We start from the raw sequence: 16,813 nt of genomic DNA, 5'->3' as shown, positions 1-16,813 counted from the left end.
AGGGTTCCTACAAAAACGACGATCCGGGCTCCGGGTTGAGCAGGCGCCCGAGGGTCAGTGCGACACGTAACGTGAAAGCGTCTCGCGGATTCGACGGCGAGTAGCCCGTGAGTTCGCCCACACGCTTCAACCTGTACCGGACGGTATTGGCGTGGATGAACATCGCCCGGGCCGTCGCCTCGATCGAACCACCGGAGTCCAGGTATGCCGTGACGGTGTCCAGCAGTACTCCGTCGCCCATTGTGAGCGGGCCGTAGACGTCCGAAGCCAGTTGACGGCGGGCGTGACCGTCACCGGACAGCGATCGCTCGGGCAGCAGTTCGTCGGCCTGGACCGGTCTCGGGGCGCCCGGCCAGGCGGGTGCGGCGCGGAGTCCGGCGACCGCCGCGCGGGCACTGGTGACGGCGGACATCAGGTCCTTGACAACGGGCCCCACGACGATCGGTCCGGGTCCAAACCAGCCCGCCAGTTTTTGTACGATCTCGACAGGTTTGCTTGTACCTCCGAGTACTACCACCAGCCGGTCGCCCTGCATCGCGCACAGCGCGTCGGCTCCTGCCTCCCGGGCCGCATGCCGTACCGAGTCAGCCACGTTCGCGCTGCCGGACTCGGCTTCGAGGGCTCGTCCGACGACCACGGCGACCTCTGACGAGGTGCCACCGGTGGTACTGGTTCCCGTCCAGCCGAGGGCGGAGGCGCGGGAGCGGACCGACTCGTCGGCCTCGCCGCGAATCACCGAGTCGACGACGAGCGCTTCCAGCCGGGCGTCCCAGGCGCCGCGCATCTCGGCGGCCTGCGCGTAGATGGTGGCGGCGGCGAAGGCGACCTCACGGGCGTACCGCTGCATCGACTCACGGACGGCCGGTACGTCGTCGGCCGGCAGCAGGTCGCCGATCGTCTGCTCGATCATCTCGATGGTGGTGCGGAGCAGGTCGACGGTCTGATGCAGCGAGATGACCCGGGTGAACTCCCGCGGCGCCGACCCGAACATCCGCGTCGGCATCGACGAGTGCGCCTCGGGATCGCGAAACCAGTCGACGAACGCGGTGATCCCGGACTGCGCGACCAGCCCGATCCAGGACCGATCCTGGGCCGAGAGTTTGCTGAACCAAGGAAGCTTCTCGTCCATCGCCGCAATCGCAGCCGTCGCCAGCGCCCCGGTGGCCCCTTGCAACCGAAGCGCCCGCGCCTCATGCGCGCTGATCCTCCGCTTGGTCGCCACGCCCCGACCATACAGAGGTGGTCTGCGGGGAGCGTTGGCGCAAGAGATGGTGGCGGAGGGTGGTTAGGGCGGGGTGGGGGTTGGTGGTGCGCCAGATGAGGGAGTGGGGGTAGACGGGGATGGGGTTTTGGAGGTCTATGCGGCGGAGATCGTAGGCGGCTGGCCAGCGGAAGCGGGTGAGTTCGCCGACGAAGGTGGCTCGGTCGGGGGTTTCGGCCATTGCGTCGAGCATGGCGTCGAGGCCGAAGTTGGGTCCGGCCGTGTCGATGGTGAAGCCGAAGGTGGCGGCCAGGTCGTCGTAGTACGCGGCCCATTCGGTGCCGGCGATGTTGCCGGGCATCCAGATCCGGTGACCGGCGAGGTCGGCGGGACTCAGTACGTCGGCGTCCGCTAGGGCGTGGGCGGGGCCGGTCAGGAGTTGGAGCGGCTCGTCGAAGACGCGAACGCTGTCGAGATCACCGCTGAGGCTGGCCTGAGGCGTCACGCCGAGGCGGCCATCGGCTGGCTGGTCTGCTGTCGAGGGGAGGGCTCGGAAGGTGGCGTCGATGGTGCCTTCGCGGACTGCTTCGATGGCGGTGGTGCCGTTGGGGAGGTTGACGATGTCGAGAGGGACGGTGGGCTGGGCGCGGTGGAAGTCGCGGACGAGGACGGCGGGGGCGAGGAAGCCGCCGATCACGTCGACTCGGAGGGGGCGGTTGCCGGGTTTCACTGAGGCCAGGGCTTGTTGCTCAGCGGTCAGCAGTGCTTGGGCGTGGGGGAGGAACGTCTGGCCGTCGAGGGTGAGCCGGGCGCCGCGCGCAGTACGGGTGAAGAGCCTGACACCCAGGTGCTTCTCGAGGGCGGCGATGCGTTTGGAGACGGCCTGCTGGGTGATCCCGAGGTCGTCGGCGGCGTCCTGGAACTTGCCCGCGCCGGCTGCCGCGACGAAGGTGCGCACGGCGTCGAGATCCACGCCGTCTGTTCTACAGCGTCGAGGGTGCTCGACAACCTCCGGTTGTGGCTCGCCGGGTCGGCGGTTGTTTGAGGCCGGGCCGGCCGGCGCGGTTTGATCCTGCGGTGAGTGAGCGCGGGTTGGGGCGGCAGTTCGGCTGGTTGTGGACCTCGTACGCCGTGAGCACGGTCGGCACCTGGTTCGCCTTCGACGCGTTCCCGCTGATCGCGATCCTGGTACTTCACTCGGGACCCGGTCAGGTGTCGCTGCTGGCGGCCGCGGGTCTTGCCGTCGGGGCAGTGGTCGCGGTGCCGCTCGGGCCGTGGGTGGAGTTCCGCCGGAAGGTACCGGTGATGATCGGGATGGATCTGGTGCGCTTCGTCGCGCTGGCGACCATTCCACTCGCGTATTGGCTGGGGTGGCTCAGCTTCCTGCAGTTGGTGGTCGTCTCGGTGGTGGTCGGTGCGGCCGACAATGCGTTCACCGCGGCGACCGGGGCGGTGATGAAGGCCGTCGTACCGCGGTCACGACTGGTCGTCGCGACCGGGCGGTTCGAGTCGACGACGTGGACGGCGACGATGATCGGGCCGCCGCTGGGTGGGTTGTCGATCGGGATCTTCGGGCCGGTCGTGACAGTCGTGGTCGATGCGGTCAGCTACTTGTTGTCGGCGCTGAGCGTCCGGGCGATCCGGTTGCGGGAGAGCCCGCCGGTACGTCGTGCTGAGCGGCTTCGAGCCGGTGAGTTGCTGGATGGGTGGCGGTACATCCTCCAGCACTCGTCGTTGCGGTTGCTGTTCTTCAACGGCGTACTGACCAGTGGGTTGATCATGGCGACGGCGCCGTTGCTGGCCGTGCTGATGCTGGGGGAACTCGGGTTCGCGCCGTGGCAGTACGCGTTGGCCTTCGGGCTGCCGTGCATCGGCGGGCTGATCGGGTCGCGGTTGTCGGCGCCGTTGGCCGCGCGCTTCGGTTCGCATCGGGTCTTGATGGTGACGGGCTGGTTGCGGGCCTGCTGGTTGCTCGGCCTGGCCTTCGTACAGCCCGGAGTCGCGGGTCTGCTGACGGTGATCCTGGTGGAGCTCGGCCTGATCACCTGCATGGGCATCTTCATGCCCCTCTTCGCGGCCTACCGCTTGACCGAAACCCCCGACGACCGAGTAGCCCGCACCCTCTCCGCCTGGTCAATCTCCAGCAAGGCGGTCATCGCCTTGATGACCGCCCTGTGGGGAGTACTGGCCGCTGCCACCACCCCACGCATAGCAGTAGCAGCCGCCGGAGTACTGATCCTCGCAACACCGCTACTACTCCCTCGCCGCACACAAATCACCATCGCCCGCTGAACGCCCGCCTCGCCGTCCCGCCTTGCCGGTCCGGCTCAGCCCGCCTGCGCGCAGCTCAGCTCGCCGGCTCACCTGCCCCCGAACGCGCCCTGGTCGCCGAAGGCGAGGTCAGCGAAACGCGCGGCCATCGCATGGTGAGTCGCGTTGTCCGGATGCAGTTGATCCGGCAGCGGTCGTACGGCGAACTCCTGCTCGCCGTACAGTTCGCGGCCGTCCAGGTAGTACAGGTTTGCGTCGTCCTTCGCCCTCGAGGCCGTCAGCTCGGCCAGCTCGTCGCGGATCCAACTGAGGGTCAGCTTGCCGGGCTCGTCCGGATCGCCGGTCGCCTTGAACTGGACCTTGCCGTCGACGAACTCCGGCACGCACGGACCGGGCGTGTTCTCGTGGATCGGGCAGTAGATGGACGAGATCACCAGCAGCGGCGTGGTCGGATGCCCCTCCCGGATGGTGTCGAGGAAACCATGGACCGCCGGCCCGAACGCGCGCTGCCGCATCAGGTCGGCGTTCACCACGTTGATGCCGAGCTTCACGCTGATCAGATCCGCCTCGAGATCGCGCATCGTCCGCGCGGTGAACGGATCCAGCAGCGCGCCGCCACCGAAGCCCAGGTTGATCAGCTCGACACCGCCCTGCTGAGCCGCCAGCGCGGGCCAGATCTGGGTCGGGCTGTCCGCGTTCGAGCCGTGGCTGATCGAGCTGCCGTGGTGCAACCACACCGGCTTGCCGGCGCCGGCCGGCGGTTCGATCAGAGCATCGGTGCGCAGGGCAACCAATTCGGTCCGCTCGCGGTGGGGGAGCCAGATCTCGATCTCCTTCTCGCCCGGTGGGAGCGCGGTGAAGGCGACGGTGGTCGGTAAACCGGGTTCGAATGCGGTGGTACCGGCGGCCATGTCGATGGTGAGGACGTTGCCGCCGGTCGCGTGCGCCTGGGCCATGAGTCCGCCGTCGACGAGCAGGTCGTAGACGCCATGCGGGCTGGTGGGCGCACCGGCGTACAGGACCTTGGTCGGTAGTACGTCCAGCTCGATCGCGGTGGCGGACGTGCGGAAGACGAGCCGTACGCCGGAAGGCTGCGCCTCGGCCATCGCGAGCTGGCCGTCCGTCGACTGGGCCCGGGCCCACGCCGGGAGACGATGCGGCAGTACGCCGTGCTGGGTGTTCTCCAGCGCGACCGCGCCGCGGAGGAGCCAGCCGTCGATCGGTGTAGTTATCCAAGTGCTCATAGGTAGTATCCTAGACCTCCTAGGCAAACCGATATCCGAGGAGCCGCATGCCACGCGTGGGAATGACCGCCGACCGCCTGACCCAGGCGGCCGCGGAGTTGGCCGACGAGATCGGCTTCGCCAACGTCACCGTCTCCGCCCTGGCCCGCCACTTCGGCGTCAAGGACGCGAGCCTCTACTCCCACATCAAGAACGCGAAGGACCTCAGAGCCCGAGTCGCCGCCCTTGCCCTGACGGAACTAGCCGACCAAGTAGCAGCCAACATGGCCGGCCGATCAGGCCAGGACGCCCTAGCCGCCTTCGCCAACACCTACCGCGACTACGCCACCCAACACCCCGGCCGCTACGCCGCCATGCAACAAGACCTGGACGCAGACGGCCCAGCCGCCGACCCCGCCCGCCGCCACGCGGCTCTGACCCGATCCATCCTCCACGCCTACAACCTGACTCCCACCGCCGAAACAGACGCCATCCGCCTCCTGGGCGCCACCCTCCACGGCTACATAACCCTCGAACTAACCGGCTCCTTCCGCCACACCCCCCGCCCCTCCCAGTCCTCCTGGCACACAGCCCTAACAGCCCTCCACACCCTCCTCACCAACTGGCCCGAGGAAGATGGAGTAGATGACAACTGAAGCTCTGGAGACGTCGGTGAGGCGTCTCCTGCACGACACCCAACTCCGCTCGATCAGCCGCACACTCGACATGGGCGAGTTCCACGCCACCGGTCCGACCGGCGACATCGCGATCCACATCCAATGCCCGTTCCGGCTGGTCCGAGGTACTTCGATCGTGCTGGGCTCCGCCGACCTGAACTCATCGCGAGAGGGCGCCACCTTCTACGACGACCGGGCAACCCAGATCACCGAACTTCTGGCCAAGTCCACCGTCCCGATGACCGACGTGACCGTCGGCAACGCCGGCGCCTTGGCGATCAGCTGGCGCGACGACCTCCGCCTCGAAGTCCTCCCCACCTCCTCAGCCGTCGACACCGAGGCCTGGCGAATCTTCCGCCGCAACTCCGGCCCGCACCTCGGCTACCCCGAGCACGTGATCTGAGCTTGATCCGGTACTGCGGAAACTTTTCGTCGCTGGGTGCAAGTTTGTTACCGGACAGGGGCCGGGCGAGGGGCGGAGGGTGTCCCTGGGAGGCGGCATGATGGGGGGATGAGTGATCGGGCTGGTGTTGAGGCTGCGGTGGGGGCGTTGCGGAGGATTGGGTATTTTCTGGAGCGGGCGCGGGAGCCTACGCATCGGGTGAAGGCTTACCGGCGGGCGGCGGACACGATCGAGGGGTTGCCGGCGGCTGAGGTGCGGGCTCGGCGGCGGGCGGGGACGTTGACCGAGTTGGCGGGGATCGGGCCGAAGACGGAGGCCGTGATCATCGAGGCGATGGACGGCGAGACGCCGTCGTACCTCGTCAAGCTGGAGAAGGCTGCGGGCGAGTTGACCGCGGCAGGAGCCGGTACTGCGCTCCGGGCCGAATTGAAGGCGGATCTGCATCTGCACTCCGACTGGTCCGACGGGGGCAGCCCGATCGAGGAGATGGCTCGTACCGCGGCCGCGCTCGGGCACAAGTACATGGCACTCACCGACCACTCGCCGCGGCTGACCGTCGCCAACGGGCTGTCCCGCGAGCGGCGGTTGCAGCAGCTCGACGTGGTCGCCGAGCTGAACAAGTTGCTGGCCGACGAGCTCGACGGGTTCACGATCCTGAACGGGATCGAGGTCGACATCCTCGACGACGGCTCGCTGGACTGCGACGTCGAGATCCTCGCCCGCCTCGACCTCGTGGTCGCGAGCGTGCACTCCAAGCTGCGGATGGAGTCCGAGGCGATGACCGAGCGGATGGTACGCGCGATCGCCAACCCGCACGTCGACGTACTGGGTCACTGCACCGGCCGCCTCATCACCGGCGGCCGCGGCACCCGGCCCGAATCGCAGTTCGACGCCGAGGTGGTCTTCGAGGCCTGCAAGCAGTTCGGTACTGCCGTCGAGATCAACTCCCGCCCCGAGCGCCTCGACCCGCCGCGCCGGCTGCTGTCGATGGCTGTGGATACCGGCTGCGTGTTCTCCATCGACACCGACGCCCACGCGCCCGGCCAGCTCGACTGGCAGATCTACGGCTGCGAGCGCGCCGAGGAGTGCGAAGTCCCCGCCGACCGCGTCATCAACACCTGGGACGCCGCCACCCTGCAGGAGTGGACCGCCTCCTGACCGACGGCCCACGACGGTGGGGTAGGGGGTGCGTCCTCGCGGGCTGTTGGGCGGGCCGGGTGATACTCGGAACATGAGCAATCTGGACGAGCATCCTGCTGAAGGTGTCTGTGGCGGCGAAGGGGCCGAGGGGCCGGTGGTCGAGCGGCTCGAGGCGCGCGAGGTCGTGCTCGGCCGGACGACGAAGGTCCGTCGACTCCTGCCGAACAAGAACCGCCGGATGGTCGGCGCCTGGTGCTTCGTCGATCACTACGGGCCGGATGATCTGACGGCCCGGGTCGATTCGTACGACGTACCGGGGGAGCGCGGCATGCTCGTGCCGCCGCATCCGCACACCAGTCTGCAGACGGTCAGCTGGTTGTTCGAGGGCGAGATCGAGCACCGCGACAGCGTCGGTTCGCATGCGATGGTACGGCCGGGCGAACTCAACATCATGACCGCCGGCAACGGCATCGCCCACTCCGAGGTCTCGCTGCCGGACGGCCCGCCGACGCTGCACGGCGCCCAACTATGGGTCGCCCTGCCCGACTCCCACCGCACCACGGTCACCCCGCACTTCAACGCGTACGCCGACCTGCCGAAGCTGACCCTCGACGGTGCGCAGGGCACGGTGATGATCGGTACGGTCGCCGGCGTCACGTCACCCGCACCGGCGTACACCCCGCTGGTCGGCGCCGACATCCAACTCGAAGGCGCCGCAGCCACCCTCCCACTGACCCCGGCTTTCGAGTACGCCGTACTGGTGGTAGCCGGCTCCCTAACCGTCACCTCCCCAACAGCCGCTGACCCAGCAGCTTGTGTCCCGGCGGGCGCTGACCCAACGGCCGGTGACCTCGCACGCGGCGGCCTGACTGCCGGCTTCGGGGAGATGCTGTATCTGGGGGCCGGCCGCGACGGCATCCAGCTGACCGGTGATGCCCGCTTCCTTCTGCTCGGTGGCGAGCCGTTCGAGGAGCAGCTCGTCATGTGGTGGAACTTCATCGGCCGCTCCCACGAGGAGATCGTTGCCGCCCGCAACGACTGGATGGCCTCGATCGATGCTCAAGGCACCGACCGTTTCCCCGCCGTCCCCGGCTACGACGGCGACGCCCTCCCCGCACCACCCCTCCCCGCCACCCGCCTCAAACCCCGCCCGCGCTCCCGCTAGCCGGACTGCGCCCTGAGAGAGGTTGGTGTGTGCGGCCGGTTCGGCGGCGCCAGTAGGCCCAGGTCAGTACGAGCAGCGCCGGCCCCCAGAGTTGCAACGGCGCATAACAACTGATCATCAGCGCCGCGGCCGCATCGCTCGAGAACGGGATGAAGTTCCCGCTGAAGACATCCCGGAACCCATAGGTCCAGATCGCGATCAGCGACAGCGCCCCGAGCGTCGCGGGAACGATCGCCGCGTACGGTGCCACTCGCCGCCCGCCCAGCCACGGAATCCACCCCGGCACCACCTCACCCCACCGCTTGACCATTCCGAAGGCGGTCAACGCGACCGCCTCCGAGAACAAGCTCAGGCAGACGATGTACGCGCCCTGCCAAACACTCTCCACCCGAGCCGGCCGCCCGCTGTCGTCCAACATCCCCATCGACGACCCCGCCACCAGCCCGAGCCGCCACAACCCCGACGGCAGGACCAGCAACGGAACGACATGCGCCAGACGATCAGCCCACCGCGGTACCGGATTCTCTGTCATACCAGGAGCATCTCGCCGGCCGCGGACCCGATCCTCACCCACGCGAGTGAGACCAGTCCCTCCACCGATCGATTCCGTGCCACCATGCGAGGGAGACGACCGTTGGGAGATCCATGGGCGACCGGTTTCAGGTACTTGCCGACATCGACGCTACCCCCGACGAAGCCCCGGCGCTCGCGGCCTCGATGCTGCGATGGCTGGTCGACTCCGGGATCGTCGTCGGTGAGCGGACCCAGTGCGTGCTCGGCGGCGACGGCTATGGATACGAGCCCGGCCCGGCGTACTACAACGCCGTCACCACCCCCGACCCGGAGCTGAGCACTCTGATCACGAACGGCCTCGAACTCGATGTCGGCAGGACCGTCTTCTACTCCAGTGACGATCTCTCGTCGACCACCTGCCCGTACTGCGGCTTCAGCCGCGTCGTGGCGGAGGATGTTTGGGACGAGATCAGCCGCTGGTACGCCGGGAACAGCGGGCCCTATCGCTGCCCGGCGTGCCAACGTGCCGTCGACCTGAACGACCTGCGGTGGATGCCGCCCTGGGGGTTCGGCTATCTCGGCTTCACGTTCTGGAACTGGCCCTTGTTGGCTGATCGCTTCGTGGAGTCGGTGGCGACTCGGCTGGGGCATCGGGTGGTGCGGCCGAGAGGAAAGGTCTGAGGCTCAGCCAGATCAGCGCGAGGTCGAGCACGTGCGACTCAGAGCAGGTGGTGGGTGTGGGCGTAGGCGACGGCTGCGGTGCGGGACGGTACGTCGAGCTTGGTGAAGATGTTGGACAGGTGGCGGGCCACCGTCTTGTCGCTGAGGACGAGGTGCTGCGCGATCTCTGTGTTGCTGTTGCCGGCGGCAACCAGGCGCAGCACCTCTAGCTCTCGGGCCGTCAGACCGCCTGCTGTCCGCCGCAGGCTGTCGGTCACTGCACCGAGTTCGGTGAAGGTCTGCCCGGCTGCGGCGAGCTCGGCCGTCGCCGAGTCCTCGTCACCGAGGAGCCGGAAGGCACGTCCGACCAGCACCCTGGCGCGGGCGACCTCGTACGGCGCCTGCAGGCCGGTCCAGAGTTGTGTCGCCAGCCTCGCGCAGGGGAGTGCACGGTCGGCGTCATCGGCGGCGAGGGCGACCAGGCCGGCGCAGTACGCCGCTGTTGCGCGCAAGCCGGTACAGCCGAAGGCCTCAGCGATCTTCGTGAGCTCGCCCGCCGCTGCTTCGGCTTCGTCGCCGCAGCCACCGGCGACGAAGATCTCCGTCGCGGCGGGCAGCAGCCGGGACCGGTGCACCGGGTCAGGCGTTTCGGCGAGCAGTCGGCGGATGGCGGCGAGTGCGGCCGGCGTGCGCCCACGCGCGAGCCACAACAGAGCCAGGCCGGGCTGAGGCTCGTACCCGTGTCCCGACGCCTGCTCGTAGCAGGACTCGGCGGTCGCGAACTCGCCGCGGATCCGCAGCACATCGCCACACTCGCTCAATGCGAGCCCGGCCGCGCCCTGCGAGTTCGTGGCGGCGTAGCGGCGCCGGGCTAGCTCGAACTCCTCCAGGGCCTCACTAAAGGCTCCGCGCAGCCGCAGGATCTGACCGCGATGGACAGCGCACTGACCGGTGAACGGCACCAGGTCCGGCTGCGTGTCGCACCACCGGGTCAGCGCACTCGTCCAAGCGGAGGCCCGGCCGAAGTCGGCCACCTCCTGGCAGGCTTCGATCATCGCGCAGTACACGTTGCCCGCGAAGATCGGCGACAGCTCGCCAGCCGCGACTCCGACCATCGCCTCGTCCAGCAGCGCGAGCCCTTCCGGGACCTGTCCTGAGTACATCAGCAGGCGGCCCTGGCAGACCAGGCCCTGGGCGACCAGGTCGGGTTCACCGTACCGGCGGCCGAGGTCGGCCATCTCGGTGCCGACCCGCAGCGCGCCCGCGAAGTCCTGCTGGTCGAGGTACCGGAAGAAGTCGTGGATCAGGAGGTAGCCCCGTTCCACGACATCATCCGGTTGATCGGCCAGCAGCCGCTGGGCCCGGCCGACCCAGCCGGCCGCGACCGCCGCCTCGCCGCGGGTGCTGAGAACCAGACCGAGCCAGAAGGCGAAGCGGACCGCGCCCAGGGTGTGTGCACTGTCGACCTGCGCCTGATAGCCGCGCTGGAGCGCCCGGATGCAGGCGTCGTCGTCGCCCGCCAGGTACGCGGCGGTGGCGAGCTTCAGCAGATCGTCGGGGCCGAGGTCGGCGACCAGCGACAAGCGGTCGTAGGCGGCCGCCCAGTCCCGCCGTTCGAAGGCCCGGCGTGCTTGCTCCAGGTCGTCGACGATGCCCATCGCCCATCTCCTCCGCGGAGAGTCCCCTTTGCGCTGAGGATACGCGCGGGAGGGCTTCAGGCGGCGGTGACGGTTCGGGCGGCGGTGGAACGGGCGACGATGCGCTTGGCGACGTACTCGGCGTCCCGGCCGACGCCGGGCAGGGTCATCGAGGTGAAGGCGTACTGGAAGCACAGGCCGCAGAAGAACAGGCCGGGCGCGCCGCCGGCGACGCCGCGCATCTCCTCGGGCCAGCCGTCCGGGCCGATCACCGGCGCCTTGATCCAGTCGAACACCTGGCGGAACCCGGTGCACCAGACGACGTTCGCCACGTCCAGCACCCGGCCGTCGTCGAGTACCGGCCGTCCGTCCTGTACGCCGGTGACCCGGTTGTGCACCCGCTCGACGCCGCGCTCGAGGAGGTCCTCCCGCTTGACCCTGAGCATCGGGCCGCCGTGGTACCGGATCTCCTGCAGTTCCTTGCGGCCCATCGGCGTCCGGCGAGTGATCAGGTGCTTGCCGAGGAAGAGGAAGACGGGGAAGAAGATCCGGGCGCCCTTCTTCTCCAGCCGGACCGGGATCTGGCCCGGATCACGGCCGGCGAGCACGGTCGGATGCGTGGTCACGACCTCGTACGCGATGTCGGTACCCGAGTGCGAGCCGCCGACGACCAGGACCGGGCCGTCCTTGAGCTGTCCCGGACGCCGGTACTCGCTGGAGTGGAGCTGCCGGATCGCCGGGTCGAGGTCGACGGCGAAGTCGGGCAGGTACGGCGTACGACCGAAGGTGCCGGTGGCAACGACCACGTTGGTGGCGAGGATACGCCGGTCACCTGTGGTCAGGGCGTAGCCGCCGTCGTCCAGCGGTTCGAGCTGGTCCACCGTCGTCCGGGTGCGGACCGGCAACTCGAAGTGGGCGGCGTACGACTCCAGGTAGTCGGCGACCTCGTCCTTGGTCGGGTAGGACCACTTGCTGCCGGGGAAGGGCAGTCCTGGCAGTCCGTCGTACTTCTTCGGGGTGAAGAGGCGCAGCGAGTCCCACTGCGCCCGCCAGTTGTCACCCACGCGGGCGTTGCCGTCGAGGATGACGAACGGCCGGCCCCGCTTGCGCAGGTGGTACCCGGTCGCCAGGCCGGCCTGGCCGGCTCCGATGATGACAGTCTCAATGCTCTCGGTGATCATGCGAGTCTCCGCTCAGTGCGTAGCGCGCCGGGCGATCGGCGGGCCGGCCGGTAGCGCAAGCACCACAGCAGCATCAGCCCGGTCGTCACGACGTAGAAGCCGTGCAGGGCCCAGATCGGCCCTACCGGCAGGTGCACCACATAGATGCAGTGGACGGCGTTGCCGATGTTGGCGAGCACGAGATTCGCCAGGCTGTACGACGAGAGGTCCTTCGTCCGAGCCGCCTTCATCACCATCGGCAGCGTGCTCGACGCGAACAGGAGGGTCGATACCGTCCCCGCGAGAAGAGCAATGCCTGCGCCAGTCATGTCACCGAAGGTATGAGCGCGGCATCGGTACCCGCGTCGGTCGCAATACCCAACTGCTCCCGGCCGGTACTACGTACTTTCTCGTACCCGACGAAAGGCCGGCCACCGGATCGGTGGACGGCCCTTCGTCAGGTGCTTCGGGTCAGGCGCCGGCGCCCTCTTGCTTGACTCCGGCAACCGCCGTCGGGTCGTCGATGCGGTATTTGCGGGCTGCCTCGGCGGCGACCTCGCGCTTGACCTCACCGCGCTTGGCCAGGATCTCCAGGGCTGCGACGACGATGGACTCGGCGTCGACCTGGAAGTGCCGGCGGGCGGCGGCGCGGGTGTCGGCCAGGCCCCAGCCGTCGGTGCCCAGCGACGTGTAGTCGTTCGGCACCCAGCGGGAGATCTGGTCCTGGACCGCGCGCATGAAGTCGCTGACCGCGACGACCGGGCCCTTGGTGTCCTTCAGTTGCTGCGTGACGAACGGGACCCGCTCGTCCTCGTCCGGGTGCAGCAGGTTGTGCTGCTCGGCGGCGATCGCGTCGCGGCGCAGCTCGTTCCAGCTCGTCACCGACCAGATGTCGGCGGCGACCGAGTATTCCTCGGCGAGGATCTGCTGGGCCTTGCGGATCCACGGCAGCGCGACACCCGAGCCGAGCAGCTGGACCCGTGGTACGTCGTCGCCCGAGGCCGTCTCGTACTCGTTGAAGCGGTACATGCCCTTGAGCAGGGCCGCGACGTCGAGGTCCTTCGGCTCGGCCGGCTGCGCGACCGGCTCGTTGTAGACGGTGAGGTAGTAGAAGACGTCCTCGCCGAACGGCTTGTCCTTGTCCAGCCCGTAGCCGTACATCCGGCGCAGGCCGTCCTTGACGATGTGCGCGACCTCGTAGGCGAACGCGGGGTCGTAGTGCACGGCCGCCGGGTTCGAGGACGCGAGCAGCGGCGAGTGTCCGTCCGCGTGCTGCAGACCTTCACCGGTCAGCGTCGTACGGCCCGCGGTGGCGCCGATCAGGAAGCCGCGACCGAGCTGGTCACCGAGCGCCCAGAGCTGGTCGCCGGTGCGCTGGAACCCGAACATCGAGTAGAAGATGTAGAACGGGATCATCGGCTCGCCGTGCGTCGCGTACGCCGTGCCGGCAGCGATCATCGAGCCCATCGCGCCGGCCTCGCTGATGCCCTCGTGCAGCAGCTGGCCCTGCTCGGACTCCTTGTACGCCAGCAGCAGCGCGCGGTCGACAGCCTCGTACGTCTGCCCGTGCGGCGAGTAGATCTTCGCCGTCGGGAACATCGAGTCCATACCGAACGTCCGGTACTCGTCGGGCGCGATCGGGACGATCCGGTGGCCGATCTCCGGGTCCTTCATCAGGTCGCGGAACAGCCGGACCAGCGCCATCGTGGTCGCGACCGGGGTCTTCTCGTTGCCCTTGGCCAGCGGCTTGTAGACGTCGTCACCAGGCAGCTTCAGCGTCTTCGGCCGGACCCGGCGCTCGGGCAGGAAGCCGCCGAGCTGGGAACGCCGCTCCATCATGTACTGGTACTCCGGGGAGTCCTTGCCCGGGTGGAAGTACGGCGGGTTGTAGGCGTCCTCGAGGTCCTTGTCCTCGATCGGCAGGTAGAGCCGGTCGCGGAAGGTCTTCAGGTCGTCGGAGGTGAGCTTCTTCATCTGGTGGGTCGCGTTGCGGCCCTCCAGCGCCTCGATCGTCCAGCCCTTGACGGTCTGGGCCAGGATGACGGTCGGCTGGCCGACGTGCTCCTTGGCGCTCTTGAAGGCCGCGTAGACCTTGCGGTAGTCGTGGCCGCCGCGGGGCAGCTTGCGCAGGTCCTCGTCGGACAGGTTCCGGACCATCGCCTGCAGCCGCTGGTCGCCGCCGAAGAAGTTGTTCCGGATGTACTCGCCGGACTCGACCGAGTAGGTCTGGAACTGGCCGTCCGGAGTGGTGTTCATCTTGTTCACCAGGGCGCCGTCGTGGTCCTGCGCGAGCAGCGCGTCCCACTCCCGGCCCCAGACCACCTTGATGACGTTCCAGCCGGCGCCGCGGAAGTACGCCTCGAGCTCCTGGATCACCTTGCCGTTGCCGCGGACCGGGCCGTCCAGCTGCTGCAGGTTGCAGTTGACCACGAAGGTCAGGTTGTCGAGCTCCTCGCGGGCGGCCAGGCCGATCGCGCCGAGCGACTCCGGCTCGCCCATCTCGCCGTCACCGAGGAACGTCCAGACGTGCTGGTCGCTGGTGTCCTTGATGCCGCGGTTGTGCAGGTACCGGTTGAAGCGCGCCTGGTAGATCGAGTCCAGCGCCGCCAGACCCATCGAGACCGTCGGGTACTCCCAGAAGTCGGGCATCAACCGCGGGTGCGGGTACGACGACAGGCCCTTGTGCGGGCCGCGGGAGACTTCCTGCCGGAACCCGTCCAGCTGGTCGGCGGTCAGCCGGCCCTCGAGGAAGGCCCGGGCGTACATACCGGGGGAGGCGTGGCCCTGGATGAAGACCTGGTCGCCGCCGCCGGGGTGGTCCTTGCCCCGGAAGAAGTGGTTGAAGCCGACCTCGTACAGGCTGGCCGCCGACTGGTAGGTGGCGATGTGGCCGCCGACCTCCAGGCCCTTGCGGTTGGCCTTGCTCACCATCACCGCGGCGTTCCACCGGATGAAGGCCCGGATCCGCCGCTCGATGTGCTCGTCGCCGGGGAACCACGGCTCGCGCTCGGGCGGGATCGAGTTGATGTAGTCCGTGCTCCGCAGCGCGGGCACCCCCACCTGTCGCTCCCGGGCCCGCTCGATCAGCTTGAGCATCAGGTAGCGCGCTCGCGCCTTGCCGCGTTCGTCCAGCACGGCGTCGAGCGACTCGACCCACTCGCGGGTCTCGTCGGGGTCGATGTCGGGGAGCTGGGTGGGCATCCCCTCGGTGATGATGGCTGGTGGTTCGTGTCCGGAAGCCACGGGTGTCCTGCCTGTCTGTCTAGTCGGTCCTACTCCAGTGCTGAGCGATCGGAGCACTGGTAATCCTGTCACCTGACCGGAATGCGTTCTACTTGGCATCCACAACCTCGGCCGATCTCGCCTGATCGGGTGGGTTCCCACCGGACACGCACCGTGTCCGACATGCGGATACCGGACACGTCACGGAACCCTCGTGCATACTTGCGCGACGCGGTAGGCCACGATGGACTACTGCTACTGACGCCTACCCCCGGCCACCGGGGACGACGGAGGAGGACACGTGAGCGCGACCGCGGACCACGCGGACGGCAAGAGCGGCGAGCCGAACATGGCGAGCCGGCTCGGCTTCGAGAGCGGCACGGTCGTGCTGGAGCTCGGCTACGACGACGACTGTGACGACGCCTTCCGCGACGCCATCGTGGAACTGACCGGCGAGGAATTCACCGGCGACGACCCGGACGACGCAGTCGATGTCGTCCTGCTCTGGTTCCGTGAGGACGACGGGGACCTGGTCGACGCCCTGTTCGAGACGCTGACCGACCTGAAGGCCGGCGGAGCCGTCTGGCTGATGACTCCCAAGGTCGGCCGGGAGGGCTATGTCGACGCGGCGGAGATCGCCGAGGCGGCGCCGACGGCCGGGATGCAGACGACCAGCAGCCTGAGCGCGACCCCGGACTGGTCGGCGACGAAGTTGGTGCTGCCGAAGTCGCCCAAGGTCAGGAAGTGACTGTCCGGTGACTGCTGTCGTCCCCAGGGTCGGCAGCCAGGCACCGGACTTCACCGCCCGCAACCAGCACGGCGAGCAGTTCCGGCTCTCGGAGTACCGGGGCCGGCGCGACGTGGTTCTGGTGTTCTATCCGTATGCCTTCAGCAGGGTGTGCACGAGTGAACTCGGCGCGCTCCGCGACCGGCCCGACCTGTTGGCCGGCGCGGAGTTCGTGGGGATCTCGTGCGACCCGATGTTCACGCTGCGCGCGTACGCCGAGGCCGAACGGCTGGAGTTCGGGCTGCTCAGCGACTTCTGGCCGCACGGCGTGATCGCCTCGGAGTACGGGGTGTTCGACGCCGACCGCGGCTGCGCGCTGCGTGGCACGTTCGTGGTCGACCAGGCCGGGATCGTGCGCTGGTCGGTGGTGAACGAGATCGGTGCGGCCCGTGATCCGGACGAGTATGCGGAGGCCCTGGCGAGTCTTCGGCCTGATCTCGGATAGACTTCCCGCTCCGCCTTTTCGACAGGCTGAACGAGGGCGCTTAGCTCAGCGGTAGAGCGCTTCCCTTACAAGGAAGATGTCGGGGGTTCGATCCCCTCAGCGCCCACCCCTCACCCCTGCTGACTTTCTTAACAGTCAGCTGCCGGATCTGCTTCGGCCAGGTCACAATTCGGCTGGTAAGGTTCCCGTTCGTCGGCTCACGCGATGACGCACCGGGACCACTCGGTCACCCTCCTCGCGCGGTGCCGGCAACGGGGCTTTTCTGTCGATACCAGCGAGACGGGCATGCCCTGAGCCCGGCTCCGTCCA

General features: G+C 68.4%; 16 protein-coding genes and 1 tRNA gene. 9 read left to right on the top strand and 8 right to left on the bottom strand.

The annotated features are described in order from the left end of the window. Nucleotides 1-7: 7 nt before the first annotated feature. Together ACIA12_RS12580 and ACIA12_RS12575 are read right to left on the bottom strand one after the other, a co-directional pair. A complete protein-coding gene (locus ACIA12_RS12580) occupies nucleotides 8-1,222 on the bottom strand; it encodes a PucR family transcriptional regulator (protein ID WP_396367046.1) in 1,215 nt (404 codons plus the stop codon). Next, nucleotides 1,191-2,174, bottom strand: a complete 984-nt coding sequence (locus tag ACIA12_RS12575) for a LysR family transcriptional regulator (protein ID WP_396367045.1) — start codon at nucleotides 2,172-2,174, stop codon at nucleotides 1,191-1,193. Before ACIA12_RS12575 ends, ACIA12_RS12580 begins: the two co-directional genes overlap by 32 nt. Nucleotides 2,175-2,278: 104 nt before the next feature. Here ACIA12_RS12575 and ACIA12_RS12570 point away from each other — a divergent pair, with 104 nt between their 5' ends. Beyond that, nucleotides 2,279-3,493: an MFS transporter gene (locus tag ACIA12_RS12570; RefSeq protein WP_396367044.1), complete on the top strand. Its 1,215-nt coding sequence runs from the start codon at nucleotides 2,279-2,281 to the stop codon at nucleotides 3,491-3,493. 68 nt (nucleotides 3,494-3,561) lie between these two features. On the opposite strand, the gene ACIA12_RS12565 is transcribed toward ACIA12_RS12570, so the two are convergent. Further along, the gene (locus tag ACIA12_RS12565; protein ID WP_396367043.1) at nucleotides 3,562-4,716 is read right to left on the bottom strand and encodes an SGNH/GDSL hydrolase family protein; all 1,155 of its coding nucleotides are present in this window, start codon (nucleotides 4,714-4,716) and stop codon (nucleotides 3,562-3,564) included. A 47-nt stretch (nucleotides 4,717-4,763) separates the two neighbouring features. Here ACIA12_RS12565 and ACIA12_RS12560 point away from each other — a divergent pair, with 47 nt between their 5' ends. From ACIA12_RS12560 to ACIA12_RS12545, 4 genes are all read left to right on the top strand, one after another. Continuing rightward, nucleotides 4,764-5,351, top strand: a complete 588-nt coding sequence (locus ACIA12_RS12560; RefSeq protein WP_396367042.1) for a TetR/AcrR family transcriptional regulator — start codon at nucleotides 4,764-4,766, stop codon at nucleotides 5,349-5,351. After that, the gene (locus tag ACIA12_RS12555; protein ID WP_396367041.1) at nucleotides 5,341-5,775 is read left to right on the top strand and encodes a hypothetical protein; all 435 of its coding nucleotides are present in this window, start codon (nucleotides 5,341-5,343) and stop codon (nucleotides 5,773-5,775) included. The genes ACIA12_RS12560 and ACIA12_RS12555 overlap by 11 nt, the downstream gene beginning before the upstream one ends. A 108-nt stretch (nucleotides 5,776-5,883) precedes the next feature. Next, the gene (locus ACIA12_RS12550) at nucleotides 5,884-6,933 is read left to right on the top strand and encodes a PHP domain-containing protein (RefSeq protein WP_396367040.1); all 1,050 of its coding nucleotides are present in this window, start codon (nucleotides 5,884-5,886) and stop codon (nucleotides 6,931-6,933) included. Nucleotides 6,934-7,006: 73 nt separating this feature from the next. Continuing rightward, nucleotides 7,007-8,080 carry a pirin family protein gene (locus ACIA12_RS12545; protein WP_396367039.1) on the top strand — a complete coding sequence of 358 codons (1,074 nt, stop codon included), beginning with the start codon at nucleotides 7,007-7,009 and terminating at the stop codon, nucleotides 8,078-8,080. On the opposite strand, the gene ACIA12_RS12540 is transcribed toward ACIA12_RS12545, so the two are convergent. After that, on the bottom strand, nucleotides 8,055-8,612 hold the full coding sequence (locus ACIA12_RS12540; RefSeq protein ID WP_396367038.1) for a hypothetical protein: 558 nt from the start codon (nucleotides 8,610-8,612) through the stop codon (nucleotides 8,055-8,057). The genes ACIA12_RS12545 and ACIA12_RS12540 overlap by 26 nt on opposite strands. 113 nt (nucleotides 8,613-8,725) lie before the next feature. Here ACIA12_RS12540 and ACIA12_RS12535 point away from each other — a divergent pair, with 113 nt between their 5' ends. After that, nucleotides 8,726-9,274 carry a hypothetical protein gene (locus tag ACIA12_RS12535; protein WP_396367037.1) on the top strand — a complete coding sequence of 183 codons (549 nt, stop codon included), beginning with the start codon at nucleotides 8,726-8,728 and terminating at the stop codon, nucleotides 9,272-9,274. A 38-nt stretch (nucleotides 9,275-9,312) separates the two neighbouring features. Here the strand turns inward: ACIA12_RS12535 and ACIA12_RS12530 are convergent, their stop codons facing one another. From ACIA12_RS12530 to aceE, 4 genes are all read right to left on the bottom strand, one after another. Continuing rightward, nucleotides 9,313-10,911, bottom strand: coding sequence for a LuxR C-terminal-related transcriptional regulator (locus ACIA12_RS12530; protein ID WP_396367036.1), 1,599 nt, complete (start codon nucleotides 10,909-10,911; stop codon nucleotides 9,313-9,315). A gap of 56 nt (nucleotides 10,912-10,967) precedes the next feature. Further along, nucleotides 10,968-12,071, bottom strand: a complete 1,104-nt coding sequence (locus ACIA12_RS12525) for a flavin-containing monooxygenase (protein ID WP_396367035.1) — start codon at nucleotides 12,069-12,071, stop codon at nucleotides 10,968-10,970. Continuing rightward, nucleotides 12,068-12,379, bottom strand: a complete 312-nt coding sequence (locus tag ACIA12_RS12520; protein WP_396367034.1) for a hypothetical protein — start codon at nucleotides 12,377-12,379, stop codon at nucleotides 12,068-12,070. The genes ACIA12_RS12525 and ACIA12_RS12520 overlap by 4 nt, the downstream gene beginning before the upstream one ends. A gap of 142 nt (nucleotides 12,380-12,521) precedes the next feature. Continuing rightward, nucleotides 12,522-15,251 carry a pyruvate dehydrogenase (acetyl-transferring), homodimeric type gene (aceE, locus tag ACIA12_RS12515; protein ID WP_396367165.1) on the bottom strand — a complete coding sequence of 910 codons (2,730 nt, stop codon included), beginning with the start codon at nucleotides 15,249-15,251 and terminating at the stop codon, nucleotides 12,522-12,524. 322 nt (nucleotides 15,252-15,573) lie between these two features. On the opposite strand from aceE, the gene ACIA12_RS12510 reads away from it, so the two are divergent. The 3 genes from ACIA12_RS12510 to ACIA12_RS12500 all read left to right on the top strand — a co-directional run bounded on the left by ACIA12_RS12510 (nucleotide 15,574) and on the right by ACIA12_RS12500 (nucleotide 16,610). Further along, the gene (locus tag ACIA12_RS12510; protein WP_328322083.1) at nucleotides 15,574-16,020 is read left to right on the top strand and encodes a DUF3052 domain-containing protein; all 447 of its coding nucleotides are present in this window, start codon (nucleotides 15,574-15,576) and stop codon (nucleotides 16,018-16,020) included. 7 nt (nucleotides 16,021-16,027) lie between these two features. Further along, on the top strand, nucleotides 16,028-16,504 hold the full coding sequence (locus ACIA12_RS12505) for a peroxiredoxin (RefSeq protein ID WP_396367033.1): 477 nt from the start codon (nucleotides 16,028-16,030) through the stop codon (nucleotides 16,502-16,504). A 34-nt stretch (nucleotides 16,505-16,538) separates the two neighbouring features. After that, nucleotides 16,539-16,610: transfer RNA gene (locus ACIA12_RS12500), tRNA-Val, on the top strand. Nucleotides 16,611-16,813: the final 203 nt, after the last annotated feature.

The sequence above is a fragment of the Kribbella sp. NPDC051620 genome, assembly GCF_044453825.1.
Classification (GTDB): domain Bacteria; phylum Actinomycetota; class Actinomycetes; order Propionibacteriales; family Kribbellaceae; genus Kribbella.
Note: the sequence above shows the minus strand (reverse complement) of the source record. Positions and strands in the feature narration are given on the sequence as shown.